This is a genomic window from Shinella sedimenti (genome assembly GCF_022601905.1).
GTDB lineage: Bacteria > Pseudomonadota > Alphaproteobacteria > Rhizobiales > Rhizobiaceae > Shinella > Shinella sedimenti.
Genome location: NZ_JAKVIN010000002.1, coordinates 58,966 through 77,334, shown reverse-complemented (window position 1 = coordinate 77,334; position 18,369 = coordinate 58,966). Strand labels below are relative to the sequence as shown.

At 65.2% G+C, this 18,369-nt stretch carries 19 protein-coding genes; 11 read left to right on the top strand and 8 right to left on the bottom strand.

The genetic code is table 11. The features are described from left to right. Positions 1 to 71: 71 nt before the first annotated feature. On the top strand, positions 72 to 533 hold the full coding sequence (locus MKI86_RS04550) for a tRNA (cytidine(34)-2'-O)-methyltransferase (protein WP_241598033.1): 462 nt from the start codon (positions 72 to 74) through the stop codon (positions 531 to 533). An 18-nt stretch (positions 534 to 551) separates the two neighbouring features. Here MKI86_RS04550 and MKI86_RS04545 read toward each other — a convergent pair whose 3' ends face one another. Further along, positions 552 to 1,784: an MFS transporter gene (locus tag MKI86_RS04545; protein ID WP_241598031.1), complete on the bottom strand. Its 1,233-nt coding sequence runs from the start codon at positions 1,782 to 1,784 to the stop codon at positions 552 to 554. After that, complete coding sequence (locus tag MKI86_RS04540) at positions 1,781 to 2,353, bottom strand: NADPH-dependent FMN reductase (protein WP_241598029.1); 573 nt, start codon at positions 2,351 to 2,353, stop codon at positions 1,781 to 1,783. Before MKI86_RS04540 ends, MKI86_RS04545 begins: the two co-directional genes overlap by 4 nt. Before the next feature lie 72 nt (positions 2,354 to 2,425). On the opposite strand from MKI86_RS04540, the gene soxR reads away from it, so the two are divergent. Beyond that, complete coding sequence (gene soxR, locus MKI86_RS04535) at positions 2,426 to 2,893, top strand: redox-sensitive transcriptional activator SoxR (RefSeq protein ID WP_370879904.1); 468 nt, start codon at positions 2,426 to 2,428, stop codon at positions 2,891 to 2,893. On the opposite strand, the gene MKI86_RS04530 is transcribed toward soxR, so the two are convergent. Together MKI86_RS04530 and MKI86_RS04525 are read right to left on the bottom strand one after the other, a co-directional pair. Further along, a complete protein-coding gene (locus MKI86_RS04530; RefSeq protein ID WP_241598025.1) occupies positions 2,890 to 4,170 on the bottom strand; it encodes a hemolysin family protein in 1,281 nt (426 codons plus the stop codon). The genes soxR and MKI86_RS04530 overlap by 4 nt on opposite strands. Before the next feature lie 133 nt (positions 4,171 to 4,303). Then, positions 4,304 to 4,561, bottom strand: a complete 258-nt coding sequence (locus MKI86_RS04525; protein ID WP_241598024.1) for a hypothetical protein — start codon at positions 4,559 to 4,561, stop codon at positions 4,304 to 4,306. A 171-nt stretch (positions 4,562 to 4,732) separates the two neighbouring features. Between MKI86_RS04525 and hemF the strand changes: the two genes are divergently transcribed. The 3 genes from hemF to MKI86_RS04510 all read left to right on the top strand — a co-directional run bounded on the left by hemF (position 4,733) and on the right by MKI86_RS04510 (position 6,295). Then, positions 4,733 to 5,644, top strand: a complete 912-nt coding sequence (hemF, locus tag MKI86_RS04520; RefSeq protein ID WP_241598022.1) for an oxygen-dependent coproporphyrinogen oxidase — start codon at positions 4,733 to 4,735, stop codon at positions 5,642 to 5,644. Positions 5,645 to 5,754: 110 nt separating this feature from the next. Continuing rightward, positions 5,755 to 6,006 carry a hypothetical protein gene (locus MKI86_RS04515; RefSeq protein ID WP_241598020.1) on the top strand — a complete coding sequence of 84 codons (252 nt, stop codon included), beginning with the start codon at positions 5,755 to 5,757 and terminating at the stop codon, positions 6,004 to 6,006. 97 nt (positions 6,007 to 6,103) lie between these two features. Beyond that, positions 6,104 to 6,295: a DUF1059 domain-containing protein gene (locus tag MKI86_RS04510; RefSeq protein ID WP_241598018.1), complete on the top strand. Its 192-nt coding sequence runs from the start codon at positions 6,104 to 6,106 to the stop codon at positions 6,293 to 6,295. A gap of 25 nt (positions 6,296 to 6,320) precedes the next feature. On the opposite strand, the gene MKI86_RS04505 is transcribed toward MKI86_RS04510, so the two are convergent. The 3 genes from MKI86_RS04505 to MKI86_RS04495 are packed head-to-tail and all read right to left on the bottom strand — an operon-like array spanning position 6,321 to position 8,823. Further along, positions 6,321 to 7,580, bottom strand: a complete 1,260-nt coding sequence (locus MKI86_RS04505; RefSeq protein WP_241598016.1) for a CCA tRNA nucleotidyltransferase — start codon at positions 7,578 to 7,580, stop codon at positions 6,321 to 6,323. Continuing rightward, positions 7,577 to 8,209: a CoA pyrophosphatase gene (locus MKI86_RS04500; protein WP_241598014.1), complete on the bottom strand. Its 633-nt coding sequence runs from the start codon at positions 8,207 to 8,209 to the stop codon at positions 7,577 to 7,579. The genes MKI86_RS04505 and MKI86_RS04500 overlap by 4 nt, the downstream gene beginning before the upstream one ends. After that, positions 8,206 to 8,823, bottom strand: coding sequence for a DUF1285 domain-containing protein (locus MKI86_RS04495; protein ID WP_241598012.1), 618 nt, complete (start codon positions 8,821 to 8,823; stop codon positions 8,206 to 8,208). The genes MKI86_RS04500 and MKI86_RS04495 overlap by 4 nt, the downstream gene beginning before the upstream one ends. A 192-nt stretch (positions 8,824 to 9,015) precedes the next feature. Here MKI86_RS04495 and MKI86_RS04490 point away from each other — a divergent pair, with 192 nt between their 5' ends. From MKI86_RS04490 to MKI86_RS04470, 5 genes are all read left to right on the top strand, one after another. After that, the gene (locus MKI86_RS04490) at positions 9,016 to 10,029 is read left to right on the top strand and encodes an AAA family ATPase (RefSeq protein ID WP_241598010.1); all 1,014 of its coding nucleotides are present in this window, start codon (positions 9,016 to 9,018) and stop codon (positions 10,027 to 10,029) included. Between the two features lie 13 nt (positions 10,030 to 10,042). Next, positions 10,043 to 10,960 (top strand): DUF58 domain-containing protein, encoded by a 918-nt coding sequence (locus tag MKI86_RS04485; RefSeq protein ID WP_241598008.1) that lies wholly within the window; start codon positions 10,043 to 10,045, stop codon positions 10,958 to 10,960. Beyond that, complete coding sequence (locus tag MKI86_RS04480) at positions 10,957 to 13,767, top strand: DUF4159 domain-containing protein (protein WP_241598006.1); 2,811 nt, start codon at positions 10,957 to 10,959, stop codon at positions 13,765 to 13,767. Before MKI86_RS04485 ends, MKI86_RS04480 begins: the two co-directional genes overlap by 4 nt. A gap of 1 nt (position 13,768) precedes the next feature. Beyond that, entirely contained in the window at positions 13,769 to 15,841 is a 2,073-nt protein-coding gene (locus MKI86_RS04475) for a hypothetical protein (protein WP_241598004.1), read from the top strand. A 194-nt stretch (positions 15,842 to 16,035) separates the two neighbouring features. Continuing rightward, a complete protein-coding gene (locus MKI86_RS04470; protein WP_241598003.1) occupies positions 16,036 to 16,572 on the top strand; it encodes a glyoxalase superfamily protein in 537 nt (178 codons plus the stop codon). 18 nt (positions 16,573 to 16,590) lie between these two features. Here the strand turns inward: MKI86_RS04470 and MKI86_RS04465 are convergent, their stop codons facing one another. Then, positions 16,591 to 17,097, bottom strand: a complete 507-nt coding sequence (locus MKI86_RS04465) for a GNAT family N-acetyltransferase (protein ID WP_241598001.1) — start codon at positions 17,095 to 17,097, stop codon at positions 16,591 to 16,593. 285 nt (positions 17,098 to 17,382) lie between these two features. On the opposite strand from MKI86_RS04465, the gene MKI86_RS04460 reads away from it, so the two are divergent. Continuing rightward, entirely contained in the window at positions 17,383 to 18,369 is a 987-nt protein-coding gene (locus MKI86_RS04460; protein WP_241597999.1) for a glutathione S-transferase family protein, read from the top strand.

The window sequence follows — 18,369 nt, the reverse complement described above, 5'->3', positions numbered from 1 at the left end:
CCTCGCGCCGTTTTCGCCGGCGCCATGAAAACGGCGTCGCATCGGGCTGCGAATTGTTATAGCGAGACGGCATGTCCGCACTTCGCATTGCCCTCTACCAGCCAGATATCGCCGGCAATACCGGCACGATGCTGCGTTTCGCCGCCTGCATGGGGCTCGCCGTAGACATCATCGAGCCGGCCGGCTTCGACATATCCGACCGTAGCCTGAAGCGCGCCGGCATGGACTACCTCGCCTCGGTGACGCTGACGCGCCATGTCAGCTGGGACCGGTTCGAGGATTGGCGCAGCCAGACCGGCCGCCGCCTAATTCTCGCCTCCACCAAGGCGGCGGGCATCTATACAGACTTCGCCTACCGGCCCGACGACATCCTGCTTTTCGGTCGCGAAAGCGCTGGCGTACCGGACCATGTTCACGACATCGCCGACGGACGCGTTCTTATCCCGATGGTCGAGGGACAGCGCTCCATCAACGTCGCGCTCTCCGCCGCGATGATCTGCGGCGAAGCGCTGCGCCAGACCGGGTTCGTCTGACGCGCTTTCCGGCAAGCCCTATGCATGCCGACCGGAGACGACCGCACCGTTATCCCGCCACAGCAGCCGTGCCGCGAAGGCCGCGATGCCGATGACCAGGACAATGGCTCCGACGACGGCATACGCCGCCTCGAAACCCGACGCCGAAATGAGCGGCTGCGAAACCACAGGCGAAAGGAACTGGCCCGCAAAGATACTCGCGACCAGCAGACCGGAGATCCGGCCGCGCAGCGCGGGTGGCGCCAGAACCATCGCGGCCGCCGCGAAGTTCGGCATGATCGTGCCCATGCACACGCCGGAGACCGCCATCGCGAGGAGCACACCGGCATAGCTTTGCGCATACGACAGCAGCAGGAAGGAAAGCCCGGCCGAAACGAAACCGAGGCCGAACACGCCCATGATGCCGAGCCGGCGCCGGACCGGCGCGAAGGCAAGGGCACTCACCACGCCGACGAGCTGGCCGGCGCCGATCGCCGTGCCCGCCAGACTGGGCGCGGCAAAGCCGAGATGCGCCAGATAGAACGGCAGCTGCGTCGGGATCATGTAGAACGCGATCATGTTGATGATCGCCGCTGCAAACAGCAGGGCGAGCAGTGTCACCCCGCGCCCGCAAAGCCGGCCCTGCCCTTCGGCCACCCCCTTCGTCGGTGCACGACGCGGCTCCGGCAGGAACGCGATGGCAGCCGGCAAAAGCAGGATCGCCACCGCGTAGATGAGGAAGGGGCCGCGCCAGTGGACCTCCGCAAGGAAGCCGCCGCCCGTGAGGAAGATCGTGCCGCCGATCCCCACAAAGGCCTGCTGCAGACCCATGTAGCGATCGCGCGCAGCTCCCTGGAAGAAATCGCCGACAAGTGCCGTCGTCGCCGTCATGATGCCGCCGATCGCAATGCCCAGCACGGCCCGCCCCACCAGCAGTCCCGGCAGGGTATCGGCAAACAGCCCCGACGCGCCGGCCAGTGTAAAGAGGACAAGCGAAGCGAGCAGCAGCGGCTTGCGGCCGAAGCGGTCGACCACAAAGCCGGCGGCCGGCGAAAACAACGCGATGAACGCCGCCGGCAGTGTCAGCACCAGCCGGCTGAGCAGCGCCACATTGTCGACATCGGCAAAACGCGCGGCGATGCCCGGCAGGGAGGCGGAAATCGTTGCGCCCGACATGATGGTGAGCGTGCTGATCATCAGCATCGTTGCGTTGCGGCGATAATCCTGGGGCGAGCGCGCAACCTCTGCGGTCGCATAATCGGCCGGTCTCATGCCGCCACCTCGTCATAACGCCTTGCGATCCGCGCCGCCTTCAGGGCATGCGCCCACCAGGCAAGACGCGACATCAGCACGGCGAGCTGGCCGTTCAATATGCCGGGACGGAACGGATTGCCGGCGGGGTCGAACTGCGTCCAGGCATGGGCGAGGCTCACCGTTTCGCGGATCGTCACCGCATGCAGCTCCGCAAAGACCAGCCGCAACTGCTCGACAGCGCGCAGACCGCCCGAGACGCCGCCGTAGCACACGAAGGCGACAGGCTTGGCGTGCCACGCCCTGAAGGAGCTGTCGATGATTGCCTTCAGTGCTGCGGGATAGGCGTGGTTATATTCGGGCGTCACGATGAGGAAGGCATCCGCCTGCGAAATGCGGCTTTCCACCAGCGCCGCCGACGCTTCGTCGAGACCGCCGGGTGTGAAGGCAAGCTCCGCCGCATCGATACGGACGATATCATATTGAGAGAAGCTGGCGAGCTCCGGTTCCAGCCATCCCGCGACCGTATCGGCGAAACGACCCTCGCGGCCGCTGCCATAGATAAGGGCGATGGTCAGTCGTGTTGTCATGTGTTTGGGGCTCCGTTGAAAACTGGGAGCCCGTGGTATAAAACCTCAACCAAACCTGAGGTCAACACCATGATGGAAAAATGTCCCAACGGCGCGATGTCCCGGGAACTCAGCGTCGGCGAGGTCGCCGAACGCAGCGGGGTGGCGGTTTCGACCTTGCATTTCTATGAAGAGAAAGGGCTCATCCACAGCCAGCGCAATCGCGGCAACCAGCGGCGCTACCCCCGCAGCATCCTGCGGCGTGTCGCAGTGATCAAGGTTGCGCAGCGCACCGGCATACCACTTGCCGAGATTGCCGAAGCACTGTCCGTGCTGCCCCATGACAGGCCGCTGACTGTAAAGGACTGGAACGCGCTCTCGAAGACCTGGCGCGGCAAGCTCGACGAGCGCATCGCGCGGCTGACGCGGCTGCGCAACCAGCTCGACGGCTGCATCGGCTGCGGATGTCTTTCGATGCAGGAATGCCCGTTGCGCAACCCGCTCGATACGCTAGGCGCCGAAGGCCCGGGCCCGAGACTGCTCGAGCCCGATGTCCCTTAGTCGAGGCGCGTGACTAGGAGCTTGTCGACGCGGCGGCCGTCCATATCGACGACCTCGAAGCGCCAGCCCTGGGTTTCGGTGACCTCGCCGGTCTTCGGGAGCTTCTGCAGCGATTCGATGACGAGACCGGCGGCTGTCTGGTAGCTGCGGCGCGCCGGCAGCGACAGACCGAGCCGATCGGCCATTTCATCGATCGGCATGGCGCCGGAAATGAGCCACGAACCGTCGTCGCGCTGGACGGCATATTCGTCGTCCCCCTCCTCGATATCGGAGCGGAACACGCCGGCAATCGCCTCCAGCACGTCGGCGGGAGTGATGACGCCCTCGAAGTGGCCGTACTCGTCGTGGATGAGCAGGATCGGCACTTCCGAATTGCGCAGCGTATCGAGAACGCGCATCGCATCCATCGTATCCGGTACGATCGGCGCGGGACGAACGAAGGAGCGGATGTCGAGCGGTTGGCCGCTCAGCAGGGCAGAAAGCAGCTCGCGCTTTTGTACCACCCCGACGATGGTTTCCGGTCCGCCATCGGCGACCGGCAGGCGCGAATGCTGGCTCTCAACGAGCTGCTGGTGAATTTCCTCGACCGTGTCGCCAAGATCGATCCAGTCCACATCGTTGCGCGGCGTCATGAGGCCGCGCGCCTCGCGGTCGGAAAAGCGCATGACGCCGGCGATCATCAGCTTTTCGCCGCCCTCGATGACGCCGGCGGCTTCCGCCTCGGCCACGATGGTCCTGATCTCCTCGTCCGTCACGACCGTTTCGGAGGCCGCATGCTGGCCCATGAGACGGAAGATAAGGCGCGTCGAGGCATCGAGCGCCCAGACGGCAGGCGCGCCGATCTTGGACAGAAGCGACATGGAGGGCGCAACCATCGAGGCGAAACGCTCGGGATTGCGCAGCGCGATCTGCTTGGGCACCAACTCGCCGACGACGACGGACAGATAGGTGATGATGAAGATGACGATACCGTAGCCCAGCGGGTCGGCCAGCCAGTCAGGCACGCCCTCGGCGGCAAGGATGTTACGCAGGCGGCCGCCGAGCGCCGCACCCGAGAACGCACCGGCGAGAATGCCGATAAGCGTGATGCCGATCTGGACGGTGGAGAGGAACTTACCGGGGTCTTCGGCCAGTCGCAGCGCCGTGGCTGCGCCGCGCACGCCCTGCGCCGCCATGGTTTTCAGGCGGGGCTTGCGGGCGGAAACGATGGAAAGTTCGGAAAGGGCAAAAACCCCGTTGAAGAGGATAAGGAAGACAGCAATCGCGAGTTCGAACAAGGACTATGAGCCGTGCTTGAGAACCGCAACGGCGCCTTTCTGTTGATGACAATGGCGGTAAAATAGGGGGGCCGCGGTCCGCCGTCAATCGAGCTTGCACATATGGCGCTCCATCAAGCCTTGCGGCGGTGCCTCAATCGGCGCTCGGCAACCGGCGCATGGTGAACTCGATGCGGTCGCCGTCCAGCGCGCGCCAGCTTTCCACTTCTGTCCAGTAGGCCGCCTTCGGCCATTGGTCGAACCACTCGCGGGCCTTCTCACGGGCGTCCTGACGCTCCATGCAGAAGGTCTCGCGCACGAAATGCCCTCCGGTCGCACCTTTCGCGAGCCGGCTGCGCTCGATGTGGCGACGGAGCCCGTCGAGGGGCGGCGGTCCTGGAACACGCGCCATGCAGGTTTCCTCCTGGCAGCACATTCTATACGCTCAATATAGGCCGGATCTGCCCGTTTTGCGAGTCCCGCCGTCCCCAGCGGAAATGCCCCGCTTTGTTGCCAAATGGTGCAAAGTTAAGGAGTGTGACCGAAATGCGATTCGGCGGCGCGGCCGTCAGCGGGAAACATCATGGAACGACCAAACCTGCCGAAAGGCCTGCCCGAAGACATCGAAGACAAGAAGGCCGCTGCCCGCGCATGGTTCGAGCATCTGCGCGACGCGATCTGCGCGAGCTTCGAAGCCATCGAGAACGAGCTGGAAGGTCCGCTGTCGGACATGCAGCCCGGCCGCTTCGTGGCCAAGGACTGGCTGCGCGAGGGTGGCGAAGGTGGCGGCGGCCGCATGTCGATGATGGAAGGCCGCGTCTTCGAGAAGGTCGGCGTCCATACATCCACCGTCTATGGCGAATTCTCCCCCGAATTCCGCGGGCAGATCCCCGGCGCGGATGAGGACCCTAGCTTCTGGGCCTCGGGCATTTCGCTGATCGCCCATCCGGTCAATCCCAATGTCCCGGCCGTGCACATGAATACGCGCATGGTCGTCACCACCAGCCGCTGGTTCGGCGGCGGCGCGGACCTGACGCCCGTGCTGGACCGTCGTCGGGTGATGAGCGACCCGGACACCGCCCTGTTCCACAAGGCGATGGAGATCACCTGCAACCGCCATGCGGTGGCCGATCACGCAAAATTCAAGGAGTGGTGCGACGAGTACTTTTTCCTGAAGCACCGCAACGAGCCGCGCGGCACCGGAGGCATCTTCTATGACTGGCTGCATTCGCCGGAAGAACTCGGCGGCTGGGATGCGGATTTCGCCTTCACGCAGGATGTCGGCCGCGCCTTCGCCATGGTCTATCCCCGCATCGTGCGCTCCAATTTCAACAAGGGCTGGACGGAAGAGGACCGCGACGAACAGCTCGTGCGTCGCGGCCGCTATGTCGAATTCAACCTGCTTTATGACCGCGGCACGCTGTTTGGTCTGAAGACCGGCGGCAATGTCGATTCCATCCTGTCGTCGCTTCCGCCCGTGGTTCGCTGGCCCTGACGTCTGGTCTCCGGACCTCCCCGATATGCTCCCTAGCGGTGTTGTGAACGGGGCTTGATCCTTTTGCGTGGTACACTACCTCTATTGAGGTACTCGTGGAGGAGACAGTCATGAGCAATGCCGCAAAGAACGGATTGCAGTCGGGCAACGACCCGCAGTCCGTCGACTTTATCAATCGTTTTGCCGAAACCATGCGCGCCGAAAGTGGCGTCGATCTTCCGCATGACTATTTCGTCGCCGAAGCGCGGATGCGCCTTGCCGGCGGGACCGTGCATCATATGCCCAGCGAGGCTGCCAAGCCGGGCAAGCCGGAGACGTCCGCCTGCTTCGACGCCTGGGCGAAGGCAGGTCACAACAGCTGATTTCGAAGCGTCGGGTGGAACCCTGACCGGCTCTGCGGATTTGGCTCTCGGGGCCATGTCTGCTAAACTGCCCCCGTTGAAACGACAGGAGATAGTCATGAGACTTTTTGAATGCGGTTCACTTGTCCCGGGATGCGACTGGCACACACGCGCCAGCGACGACGCTGAAGTCGTGCGCCGCGCCGTGGAGCACATGCGTACAGCCCATGGCGAAACCACGATCCGCGAAAACATGGTGGAAAACATCAAGCAGCGCATCGTCGACGAAAAGACCGCCGACGCCGCCTGACGGCTGAAACGGGATGACGGGAGGGTCAGCCCTCCCCGGCGAGCGCCTTAAGCCGGGCAAGCAGCCTTGCCCGGTCACCATGGAAATTACCCCCCATCCATTCTTCCTCGATGCGCTCCAAAATCGTGCCCACCGCCGGCCCAGCCGAAACACCAGCGGCAAGCACATCTGCTCCCGTCAGCGGGAAAGTTGGCTTCTGCCATTTTTCAGCGCGCGCCAGCAAACGCTGGCAGAGCCCGGCGAAAGCAAGTACATCCGCATCGCCAAGTCCACGTGCGCGGGCCGAAGCGAGCGCAAGCCTCAACCGCATTGAAAGTCCTTTCGGACCGTTACGGTAGAGCAGCCGGTCAAAGGCGGTTTCCGCCAGTTTCGGCGCAATCTCGGGTGCGGCCGCCCAGCCATCGAGAACAGCGGCCTCCGCCTTGGAGAGGCGCAACCGCTCGGCAAGCGCCTTCAGCCGCTCACGATCCGGCGGCACGATGGCCGCCAGCCTGAGCAGCGCATCCGGCTGCCAGCCGAAGGCTTTCTCGGCCTCGATGAGCCCGGGGACCGCGTCGATGCCCCATTTCTCCGTCTCAGGCAGGATTTCGGTCAGCACGCCAGCCTGCCGCATCCACAGCAGCGCGCGGCCCGGATCAGGAGCAGCCAGAAGTTTCTTCGTCTCGGACCAGACCCGCTCGGCCGACAGCCGCCCAAGCTTGTCCTTTGCCCGCGCACAGGCCTTCAGCCCCTCGGCATCCGGTCGGCCGCTGCCGTAGAGCGCGAAAAAGCGGAAGAAGCGCAGGATGCGCAGATGATCCTCGGCGATGCGCGTCGCTGCGTCGCCAATGAAGCGCACCGTGCGGCTTTCGATATCCGGCAGGCCGTTCACGAGGTCGATCACCGTGCCGTCCTGCGTCGCGTAAAGCGCGTTGATGGTCAGGTCGCGCCGTTCCGCATCGGTCTGCCAGTCGGTGCCGAACGCGACTTCCGCCCGGCGTCCGTCTGTCGCCACGTCGCGGCGTAGCGTCGTCACCTCGAACGGTTTGCCACCGATGACGAGCGTGACCGTACCGTGCTCGATGCCCGTCGGCACCGCCTTGATATCAGCCGCCTTCGCCCGCTCCACCACATCCTGCGGCGGCAGGGTGGTGGCGATGTCGATATCCGCGACAGGCAGACCCATCAGGCTGTTGCGCACCGCGCCACCCGCCACCCGCGCCTCACCGCCCTCGCTGTTCAGTAGCGAAAGCACCCGCCCGAGCGCCGGATCGGAGAACCACGCCTCGCCCGCAACAGACGTCATGCATAAAGCCTTTCATAGATCACCCGCACGATGCCGGCTGTGATGCCCCAGATGTTATGCCCCTCATAGGGCATGCGATAATAATGCCGTTCGCTGCCGAGCCAGACGCCGCTGCCCTGCGCGTGATTGCGCGGGTCCATCAGGAAGGACAGCGGCACGTCGAAGACCTTGTCGACTTCCGACGGATTGGGAATGAGCTCGAAGCCCGGCTGCACCACCGCCAGGACAGGCGTGATGGAGAAACCCGACAAAGCCTTGTATTGCGGCAGGCGCCCGACCGGCTCCACGAAACGGCGGTCCAGGCTGATTTCCTCCTCCGCCTCGCGCAGGGCGGCCGCCTCTACGTCCGCATCCTCGTCATCCACGGCTCCGCCCGGAAAAGCGATCTGGCCGGAATGCTTGCGCAGCGTCGCCGTGCGCTGGGTGAAGATCACCCGCGCCTCCTCGCCATCGTCGACGACGGGGATCAGCACCGCCGCATCGCGCAACGTCATGCCTTCCAGATGGGGAATGACGGCGGGGTTGAGCAGGCTGTCGCCATGCTCGCGCCAGGTCTCGTCACCGATGCTGCGCATCTGCGCGCCGGCACGGCGGCGGAACTCCGCGGCACTGTAAGGCGTAGAACTCATCGCGAAAGTGCATCCAGCTCGGCAGCCGGCATGACGGGAAAGACCATACCGCCCGAGCGCACCGCAAACATGTCGACGCCGTCGATGGCGACGGTTTCGCCAAGCGCCACCAGATCGTACATCACGGCGCGCGAGACGAGCGCCTCCAGCCGGCCGCGCACGAGGAGATAGGGCTTCAGCTCGCTGTTTTCGCCCTCGATCACGAAACGCAGCGGATGCTCCGGCCCGACCTCGACAACGTCGCCGACATTGGTGCGGAAGGTGAGCGTCTGCGCCGCGCCCTCGCCGCTCGCATTCATCTCCACTGCCAGAAACGGCGCATCGACGACGCGAATGCCGACCTTCTCAACCGGCGTCACCAGATAGGTCCGGCCGTCCTCGTCCTTGCGCAGGACGGTGGAGAAAAGGCGCACCAGCGGTGCACGGCCGATCGGCGTTCCCAGGTAGAACCAGGTACCGTCGGCACGGATTTCCATGTCGATGTCGCCACAGAACGGCGGGTTCCAGCGCTCGACCGGCGGCAGGCCTCGTCCGCCCGTCTCCGCGCCGGCGCGCGCGATCAGGGCGGCCAGTCCCGCCGCATCCGTGCTTTCGCGAATTTCACCTGTTGCCATTGTTCCGTCCCGGTTCACCCCTATCTCCGCAAGAGACCGTTCTTCCCGCGAGGAAAGGGTGGATACACTCACGAGATAGTCATTTCGTGGCCGCTTGTCAGCCACGGCTGCGCTAATAAGGTCATTATGTAGGACGCGGACGCGGCATGACCACGATTCGCAGGTCATTCATTACCGGCACTGGAGATGAGCATGGGCGTTCAGAATTCCCACGAGGCAGGCCTGGACGAAAAGGCGGTAATCGCGGCGGCGGAACGGGCGCTCTCGGATATCGCCGTCATCCGCAAGGAAGTCTCCAAGGCGATCTTCGGCCAGGAAAGCGTGGTCGAGCAGACCATGCTCGCCGTGCTCTCCGGCGGTCATGCGCTGCTCGTCGGCGTGCCGGGCCTCGCCAAGACGAAGCTCGTCGTGACGCTCGGCACCGTGCTCGGCCTTGCCTCCAGCCGCATCCAGTTTACGCCTGACCTCATGCCGTCGGATATCCTCGGCTCGGAAGTCATGGACCAGGACGAAAACGGAAAACGCTCCTTCCGCTTTGTGCCCGGCCCGATCTTCACCCAACTTCTGATGGCTGACGAAATCAACCGAGCCTCGCCGCGCACCCAGTCCGCCCTGCTCCAGGCCATGCAGGAATATCATGTGACGGTGGCCGGCGCCCGCAACGACCTGCCGAAGCCCTTCCACGTTCTGGCGACCCAGAACCCGCTGGAGCAGGAGGGTACCTATCCCCTGCCCGAGGCACAACTCGACCGCTTCCTGCTGCAGGTCGATGTCGACTATCCCGAGCTTGCCGCCGAACGGCAGATTCTGCTCGAGACAACCGGCGTCAGCGAGACGCGGGCCGAAGCCGCCATCTCGGCAGAGCGGCTGGTGGAGATCCAGACCCTCATCCGCCAGATGCCGGTGAGCGAAAAGGTGCTCGACGCGATTCTTTCGCTTGTGCGTTCAGCCCGCCCCGGCAATGGCATCGCCTCGACCGACAAGCATGTCGCCTGGGGCCCAGGCCCGCGCGCCGGACAGGCGATGATGCTGTGCGCCCGCGCCCGGGCGCTCTACGAGGGTCGCCTTGCGCCCTCGGTTGACGATGTGCTGGCGCTCGCCGAACCCGTGCTCCAGCACCGCATGGCATTGACCTTCGCAGCCCGCGCCGAAGGCATGTCGGTTCGTGATGTGATTGCCGATCTCGTCCGGCAGGCGGGCGGCTGAGCGGAGAAAGCGCATGGCCTCCGTCGGGCAGATCGTCGAGCCAACACCGACCCGCGACGTGCTTTCGCGGGCGCAGGCGCGCGCCGCCCTCATTCCCGATTGCATGGTAGAGGCCCAGCGCCTCGCCAACACGGTGATCGCCGGCTGGCACGGCCGCCGCAAGCGCGGCATCGGCGAGAATTTCTGGCAGTTCCGCCCCTATGTCGACGGCGAAAGCCTGTCACGCATCGATTGGCGACGCTCGGCCCGTGACGACCATACCTATGTGCGCGACCGCGAATGGGAAGCCGCCCACACCGTCTGGGTCTGGGCCGATCTCTCCCCCTCGATGATGTACAAGTCGACTTTCGGCACGGTCTCCAAGGAGAGCCGCGCGCTCGTCATCATGCTGGCGCTGGCCGAAATCCTCGCGCGCTCGGGCGAACGCATCGGCTGCCCTGGAATCATGGAGCCGATCGCAGCGCGCAATGCCGCCGAGCGCCTCGCCACCGCCCTCATGCACAACCCCGCCACCGGCGGTCTGCCGGACACCGGCATGATCCGCGGCAGCAGCGATGTCGTGCTGATCGGCGATTTCCTTGATCCGGTCCAAGACGTCATGGCGCGCCTCGGCCCGCTGGCCCGTCGCGGCCTCAAGGGTCATGTCATTGAGGTCGCCGACCCGGCAGAAGAGACCTTCCCGTATACCGGCCGCACCGAATTCACCGACCCCGAAAGCGGCCAGAAGATCACCGCCGGCCGCGCCGAGACGCTGAAGGACGACTATGCCCGCGCCTATGTCGCGCGCCGTCAGACGCTGGCCGAAAGCCTGCGCCATCTCGGCTGGAGCTTCGTGCCGCACCGGACCGATCGTCTCGCCTCCGAAGCGCTGGTCGCGGTGCACATGTATCTCTCCGGCATGCCGGCGATGCGGGCGGAGGGCGGCCGATGAGCGCCTTCGCTTTCGCCTTTCCCGCCGTGCTGACGACGCTCGTGCTGCTGCCCGTCATCTGGTGGCTGCTGCGCCTCACGCCGCCCAAGCCGCAAGCCGAGGTCTTTCCGCCCTTCGCCATCCTCGCCTCGATCCTGAAGCGCGAGGAGACCCCGGCGCAGAGCCCCTGGTGGCTCACGCTGCTGCGCATGCTGATGGCCGCCGCGGTCATTTTCGCCATCGCCGACCCGGTCTTTAACCCACGCACCAACACGCTCGCATCGAGCGGCCCGCTCGCGCTCGTCGTCGATAACACCTGGGCCTCGGCCACCGACTGGCAAAACCGTGTCGATACCGCCGCAACGCTGATCGACGATGCCGAAAGCCGCAACGTGCCGATCGCGCTGGTGCTGACCGCCGACCGCCAGCATGATGCGGTGCCGGTCGATGCCGCGACCGCGCGCACCCGCCTTGCCGCCGCCGAACCGCGCCCACTGCCTGCCGACCGCAACGGCGCCATCGCCTCGCTGCGCACCGCACTCGACGGCACGGCGCCCGGCACGCTCGCCTTCATCAGCGACGGCATGGCCGGCGGCGAGACGGACGAAACCGTCGCTGCCCTGCAAGGGCTCTCGCCCGCCGATCTTCGCCTGATCGAGGGCGACGGTGCGGCGGCTGTCGCCATTACCGCCGCTGTGAACGGCGCGGATGCGCTGACCGTCACCCTTACCCGCCTCGATGGCGGCCCGGTACGCAGCCTGCCGCTCACGGCTTATGATTCGCGCAGCCGCCCCATCGCCACCGGCACCGCCAGCTTCGCGGCCGGCGCGACGACGACGACCGGCACCATCACGGCCCCCTTCGAACTGCGCAACGACTTTGCCCGCATCAGCATAGACGGCCTCGCCAATGCCGGCGGCGCCTATCTGCTCGATGACGGCTTCCGCCGACGCCGCGTCGCCTTCCTGTCCGGCGAGGTGGTGGATGCGAGCCAGCCGCTGCTGTCGCCGCTGCACTATATCAACCGGGCGCTTGCGCCCTATGCCGATCTCATCGAACCGAGTGTGGCAGACCTTTCCGTCGCCATTCCCCAGATTCTCGAGCAGAACCCGTCGGTCCTGATCATGGCCGATATCGGCCGCCTGCCCGAGGATGTGCAGGGAGAGGTCCAGCGCTGGATCGAGGCCGGCGGCATGCTCATCCGCTTCGCCGGCCCGCGCCTTGCGGCCGCCCCGGGCGACGATCCGCTCGTGCCCGTGGTGCTGCGCAAGGGCGAACGCGCGCTTGGCGGCGCGCTGTCCTGGTCCGAGCCGCAACCGCTGTCGGCCTATCCGGCAAACAGCCCGTTCTTCGGCATGCGCGCGCCGCAGGACATCCTGATCAAGCGGCAGGTGCTTGCCGAGCCGACGCCCGACCTTGCCGAACGCACTTGGGCGAGCCTTGCCGACGGCACGCCGCTGGTCACGACGGGCCCACTGGGCTCCGGCCGCATCGTGCTTTTCCATATCAGTGCGGAAACCGGCTGGTCGAACCTGCCGTTGTCGGGCGATTTCGTGGAAATGCTCCGGCGTACCGTGCAGCTTTCCCGCGGCGGCGGCGTCTCGGCCGAAGGCGGCCAAGCGACCACGGGCCTGCCCCCCTATCGCCTGATGACCGCAAACGGCACGCTTGCCGCGGCAACCGGCGAGGCCAAGCCCCTCGCGGCCGGCGATGGCTCGAAGGTCGTGGCGAGCTTCGACAATCCCCCCGGCCTCTACGGTTCGGAGGACGGCTATGTCGCGCACAACCTCTTCCCGCCGGAACACACCATTCGCCCGCTTGTCGTTCCCGAAGGCGCAAGCCTCCTGCGCGAGCCGCTTGCCGGCAAGGAGACCTGGTCGCTGAAACCCTATCTCTTCACGCTGGCGGCCCTGCTGCTGATCCTCGATTGCGCCATCGTTCTTCTGATGGGCGGCGCCTTTGCCGCTGCCGCCCGCCGCGTGCCACGCCGCGGTGCGACGGCCGCCGTGCTCCTCGCCCTCTGCGCGGGCGCGCTGATGGCAATGCCGCAGCAAGGTCATGCGGCCGACAGCAAGCCCGGCGACGAGACCATCCTGTCACGGCTCGACACCACGCATCTGGCCTATGTCGTCACCGGGGAAAGCGAAGTTGACCGCATCTCCGAACGCGGTTTGGCCGGCCTGACTGAATTCCTGACCTACCGCACCACGCTGGAGCCCGGCGAGCCTGTCGGCATCGACATCGAGAAAGACGAGCTGGCGCTCTACCCGATCATCTACTGGCCGGTCAGCGCCACGGCCCCCATGCCGTCCAATGCCGCAATCAGCCGGGTCGACGCCTATATGCGCAATGGCGGCACGGTGCTGTTCGACACGCGCGACCAGTACATCAACCTCGACGGCAATGCGACAAGCCCCAATACGGAGCGCCTGCAGGCCATTCTCGCCAATCTCGACATTCCGCCGCTGGAGCCCGTGCCGGCCGACCATGTGCTCACCAAATCCTTCTACCTGCTGGCGAATTTCCCCGGCCGTTATGCCGGAAGTCCTCTGTGGGTCGAGGCGGAACTCGACCGCGCGGAAGACCCGTCGCGGCCGGCGCGCGCCGGCGACGGCGTTTCGCCGATCATGATCACCGGCAACGATTTTGCCGGTGCCTGGGCGATCGACACCAACGGCATGGCGCTGCTGCCGACGGTGCCGCCGGACGAGTTGCAGCGCGAGCACGCCTTCCGCTCCGGCGTCAACATCATGATGTATATGCTGACGGGCAACTACAAGGCGGACCAGGTGCATGTGCCCGCCCTCCTCGAACGGCTGGGGCAGTGACATGACGCTTCAGTTCTCCCCCTTCCTGCCCTGGATCGCGATTGCCGCCATCGGCATCGTCGGGCTTGCGCTTGCAGCCCTCGGCTTCTGGCGCGGCCTGCGTGGTTCCGTCGTCCGGGCGGTGGCGCTCGCCCTTCTGGTGCTGGCGCTCGCCAATCCCGTCTTCCTTCAGGAGGACCGCGAGGCGCTGTCCACCATCGTCCCCGTCATCGTCGACCGCAGCCAGAGCCAGGACAACGAGACCCGCACCGCCCAGACCGATGCGGCGCTGGAGGGCCTGAAGGAGCGCTTCGCCCGTTATCCGCGCATTGAGCCGCGCATCGTCGAAGCCGGCGACGACGGCACGTCGGAAACGCCCTCGACGCGCCTGTTCGACGCGCTCAATGCCGCCATCGCCGACGTGCCGCGCTCGCGGGTGGGCGGTGCGATCATGATCACCGACGGGCAGGTACACGATATCCCCGATGCCGCGGCCTTCACGGGCTTCGACGCGCCGCTGCATGCGCTCGTCACGGGCCGTCCTGACGAATTCGACCGCCGGATCGAGGTGGTCAGCGCCCCGCGCTTCGGCATCGTCGGCGAAAAGCAGGAGCTGAAATTCCGTGTGGTGGATGACGGTGCAGGGCCCGGCGGCACGGCACGCGTCACGGTGCGCCTCAACGGCAACGAAATCGCCGCTGAAAACGCCACGCCGGGCACAGAGCAGCCGCTCGAATTCACCGTGCCGCGCGGTGGCAACAACATTCTCGAGTTCGAGGTCGCCCCGGTCGAAGGCGAGATCACGACGGCCAACAACCGCGCCGTCCACGTCATCGAAGGGATCCGCGAGAACCTGCGCGTGCTTCTGGTTTCGGGTGAACCGCATGCCGGCGAACGCGCCTGGCGCAACCTGCTGAAGTCAGACACCGCGATCGACCTCGTGCATTTCACCATCCTGCGCCCGCCGGAAAAGCAGGACGGCACACCGATCAACGAACTGTCGCTCATCGCCTTCCCGACGCGCGAACTGTTCGTGGACAAGATCAACGAGTTCGACCTCATCATCTTCGACCGCTACCAGCACCGTGGCGTGCTGCCGATTCTGTATTACGACAATATCGCGCAATATGTGGAGAATGGCGGGGCCCTGCTGATCGCCGCCGGCCCCGAACATGCCGGCAACGATTCCATCGCCGGCACGCCGCTATCAGTCGTGCTGCCGGCGGCACCGACCGGCGCGATGAACGAGACGCCCTTCTATCCCCGGCTGTCCGATCAGGGTAAAAAGCATCCCGTGACGCGCGGCCTGGAAGGCGCCAACGACGAGCCGCCGCACTGGGGCCGCTGGTTCCGCACCGTGGACGTGCAACGCCCGGACGGCAACGTCGTGATGGAAGCCAATGACGGCAAGCCGCTGCTCGTGCTCAACCGCGCCGGCAAGGGCCGCGTCGCCATGCTGCTCTCCGATCAGGGCTGGCTGTGGGCACGAGGCTTCGAAGGCGGCGGGCCCCATGTCTCGCTCTACCGGCGCACCGCCCACTGGCTGATGCAGGAACCGGCGCTGGAGGAAGAGGCGCTGACCGCACGCACCTTCGGCCGCACCTTGCAGATCAACCGCCAGACTATCGGCGATGCGCCCGGAGAGGCCACGCTCAAGCTGCCATCCGGCGCAACGCAACAGGTCGCGCTCACAAAAGCCGAACCCGGCCTCTACCGCGCCGAGGTCCAGACCACGGAGACCGGCCTCTACGAAATCACCAACGGCGATCTCAACGCCCTCGTCCATGTCGGCGCGGTCGATGCGCCCGAGTTCAAGGCGACGATCTCCACCACGCAGACGCTGAAGCCGCTCGCCGATGCGACGAGGGGCACCGTGCGTCGGCTGGTAGACTCCGAAGGCGACGCGGTTTCGCTGCCGCCCCTGCTGCCGGTTTCCGGGCAGGTCCGAACCGTCGATGAAGGCCGCCTGTCCTTGCGCATGACGGACGAGACCGTCCTGAAGGGCATCAATTCCCTGCCGTTGTTCGCCGGCTTTGCCGGTGTCGGCCTGCTGCTGCTTGCCTTCTCCGCCATGTGGTACCGCGAAGGCCGCTAGCGCGAAAAGCGCTGGCGGGCCGCCGTCGCTTGGGCTAGTCTTCCCGCACGGCCGGAGGCGGCCGGCAGACCCGCGCCTTTCCTGAAGGCATGGCGAACGCCTCCATCAGAACCTTTCTCCACCGTTCATCGTTGGGCGAAGGCGTCGGCAATGCGGGCACTGACGGGGACTTCGCCGGAAGATGAGGAACGGATATGCGCGATTTTCGCGATGCCAAAGCCATGGCGAAAGCCATGCGGGAAACGCTGGCCGCCCGCAATATCGAGATCAGCCACAGCGAAGCGCTCGAAATCGTCGCCCGCCAGTTCGGCGTGGAGACCTGGAACATTCTTTCCGCGAAGATCGAGGCGAAGCCGGTGGAGGGCGGCATCGCCTTCGAACAGGCCGTGCCGATCGTGCGCATCTTCGATGTGGCGAAGGCGCATGAATTCTATCTCGGTTTTCTGGGTTTTTCCGTCGACTGGGAACATCGATACGGCGACAATTTCCCGCTCTATACGCAGGTCTCGCGCGGCGATCTCAGGCTGCATCTGTCCGAACATGCGGGCGATGCCACGCCCGGCGGCAACATGGTCGTCTACATGAAGGGCATCCGTGCCTTCCAGAAAGAGCTGATCGACAAGAACTATCGCTACATGAAGCCGGGGCTGGAGGACGAAGGCTCGCGGCTTGAAGTGACCGTCATCGATCCGTTCCAGAACCGCATCCGCTTCATGGAAGCAAAGGACTGAGGGCGTAGAGCAGCCCCCTCATCCACGCCAGGCGATCACACCCTTCAGCCGCTCGTGCGTATCCTCGGCAAAGGGCATGACCAGTACCCGCGCCGGATCGACCGGTCCGGGAAAGACGAGCGCGTTCCACGCCACCTTTTCGAAGCCGAGCGGACCGTAATAGGGCGGATCGCCGACCAGGATGACAGCCTCGGAGCCCTTCCGCCGGGCGGAAGCGCAGGCGATGCGCAGCAGTTCGCGGCCGATGCCCTGGTTCTTGTGCGAGGGCCGCACGGCAAGCGGACCGAGCAGATGGCCCTTCACGCCGCCGGCCCAAACCGGGGTCATGCGCACCGAGGCGATCGTCTCGCCGTCATCCGTGCAGACGAAGGAGAGAGACAGGTCGTGCGGGCCCTGCTCGCGAATGCGCGCAGCAGCGCGCACATGCCGGCCGGGACCGAAGGCTTCTTCGTTGATGAGTTCGATGGCGGCGTCGTGGGAGACATCTTCCGTCAGGTAGACGAGATCGTGCTTGAGCATGTTCATGGCGATAGGGAACCGGATACGAAGCTTAGGGATGCGGGTTATCGCGCCGCCGCCGAAGGGGGCGCAGCAGGAGCATCAGCGTCGTCGTGGGTTTCCCGTATGGAACATGCGTTCGTCTTCCTCGCCGGCTTGAGTGCCGGTGCTGGTCTGCGCGGATAGCAGAAAATTTGCTTCCGTCAAAGGGCAAAACGCACTGTTCACGAAATTGCGCCTATCCAGTCCGGACCGATACGCTATCTATGACCCCAAGTTCACGGCCGCGGGGCCGATCAGAAGGAGAAGATCATGGGCATGCTGGTTGACGGCGTCTGGCACGACGTCTGGTATGACACGAAGGCCACCAAGGGTCATTTCAAGCGCTCCGTTTCGCAGTTCCGCAACTGGATCACGCCGGATGGCGCGCCGGGTCCCAGCGGCGAAGGCGGCTTTGCGGCCGAGGCCGACCGCTACCATCTCTATGTCTCCCTGGCCTGCCCCTGGGCGCACCGCACGCTGATCTTCCGTGCACTCAAGAAGCTGGAAGACCTCATCACCGTTTCCGTCGTCGATCCGCTGATGCTGTCGAAGGGCTGGGAGTTCAAGGGAGAGAACGGCGGCACGCTTGATTCTCTGTTCGGCGTCTCCGCGCTCTACGAGGTCTATCTCAAGGCCGATCCGCACTATTCGGGCCGCGTCACCGTCCCGGTCCTGTGGGACAAGAAGCAGAATCGCATGGTCTCAAACGAATCCGCCGAGATCATCCGCATGTTCAACTCCGCCTTCGACCACCTGACCGGTTCGACCGACGATTTCTACCCGGAAAACCTGCGCGGCGAAATCGACGCACTGAACGACCGGATCTATGACACGGTCAACAACGGCGTCTACAAGGCCGGCTTCGCCACCACCCAGGACGCCTACGAAGGCAGCGTCACCACGCTGTTCGAAACGCTTGACAACCTTGAGGATCGGCTCGGAAAGAACCGTTACCTGACGGGCGACCGCATCACGGAGGCTGACTGGCGGCTGTTCACGACGCTGGTTCGCTTCGATCCTGTTTATGTCGGGCACTTCAAGTGCAACATTCGCCGGATCGCCGATTATTCCAATCTCTACGGCTACCTGCGCGAGCTTTATCAGGTGCCGGGCGTGGCCGAGACCGTCAACATGCGCCACATCAAGGAGCACTATTACCGCTCCCACACCATGATCAACCCGACGGGCATCGTCCCGGTCGGCCCCGCCATCGACCTGACCGCGCCGCACGGCCGGGAGAAGTTGGCGGCGGCCTGA

What these genes read in the sequence shown, in the direction of transcription:
- MKI86_RS04550 (WP_241598033.1), top strand. Translation starts at nt 72, where the DNA reads ATGTCCGCACTTCGCATTGCCCTCTACCAGCCAGATATCGCCGGCAAT.
- MKI86_RS04545 (WP_241598031.1), bottom strand. Translation starts at nt 1,784, where the DNA reads ATGAGACCGGCCGATTATGCGACCGCAGAGGTTGCGCGCTCGCCCCAG.
- MKI86_RS04540 (WP_241598029.1), bottom strand. Translation starts at nt 2,353, where the DNA reads ATGACAACACGACTGACCATCGCCCTTATCTATGGCAGCGGCCGCGAG.
- soxR (WP_370879904.1), top strand. Translation starts at nt 2,426, where the DNA reads ATGGAAAAATGTCCCAACGGCGCGATGTCCCGGGAACTCAGCGTCGGC.
- MKI86_RS04525 (WP_241598024.1), bottom strand. Translation starts at nt 4,561, where the DNA reads ATGGCGCGTGTTCCAGGACCGCCGCCCCTCGACGGGCTCCGTCGCCAC.
- hemF (WP_241598022.1), top strand. Translation starts at nt 4,733, where the DNA reads ATGGAACGACCAAACCTGCCGAAAGGCCTGCCCGAAGACATCGAAGAC.
- MKI86_RS04515 (WP_241598020.1), top strand. Translation starts at nt 5,755, where the DNA reads ATGAGCAATGCCGCAAAGAACGGATTGCAGTCGGGCAACGACCCGCAG.
- MKI86_RS04510 (WP_241598018.1), top strand. Translation starts at nt 6,104, where the DNA reads ATGAGACTTTTTGAATGCGGTTCACTTGTCCCGGGATGCGACTGGCAC.
- MKI86_RS04505 (WP_241598016.1), bottom strand. Translation starts at nt 7,580, where the DNA reads ATGACGTCTGTTGCGGGCGAGGCGTGGTTCTCCGATCCGGCGCTCGGG.
- MKI86_RS04500 (WP_241598014.1), bottom strand. Translation starts at nt 8,209, where the DNA reads ATGAGTTCTACGCCTTACAGTGCCGCGGAGTTCCGCCGCCGTGCCGGC.
- MKI86_RS04495 (WP_241598012.1), bottom strand. Translation starts at nt 8,823, where the DNA reads ATGGCAACAGGTGAAATTCGCGAAAGCACGGATGCGGCGGGACTGGCC.
- MKI86_RS04490 (WP_241598010.1), top strand. Translation starts at nt 9,016, where the DNA reads ATGGGCGTTCAGAATTCCCACGAGGCAGGCCTGGACGAAAAGGCGGTA.
- MKI86_RS04485 (WP_241598008.1), top strand. Translation starts at nt 10,043, where the DNA reads ATGGCCTCCGTCGGGCAGATCGTCGAGCCAACACCGACCCGCGACGTG.
- MKI86_RS04480 (WP_241598006.1), top strand. Translation starts at nt 10,957, where the DNA reads ATGAGCGCCTTCGCTTTCGCCTTTCCCGCCGTGCTGACGACGCTCGTG.
- MKI86_RS04475 (WP_241598004.1), top strand. Translation starts at nt 13,769, where the DNA reads ATGACGCTTCAGTTCTCCCCCTTCCTGCCCTGGATCGCGATTGCCGCC.
- MKI86_RS04470 (WP_241598003.1), top strand. Translation starts at nt 16,036, where the DNA reads ATGCGCGATTTTCGCGATGCCAAAGCCATGGCGAAAGCCATGCGGGAA.
- MKI86_RS04465 (WP_241598001.1), bottom strand. Translation starts at nt 17,097, where the DNA reads ATGAACATGCTCAAGCACGATCTCGTCTACCTGACGGAAGATGTCTCC.
- MKI86_RS04460 (WP_241597999.1), top strand. Translation starts at nt 17,383, where the DNA reads ATGGGCATGCTGGTTGACGGCGTCTGGCACGACGTCTGGTATGACACG.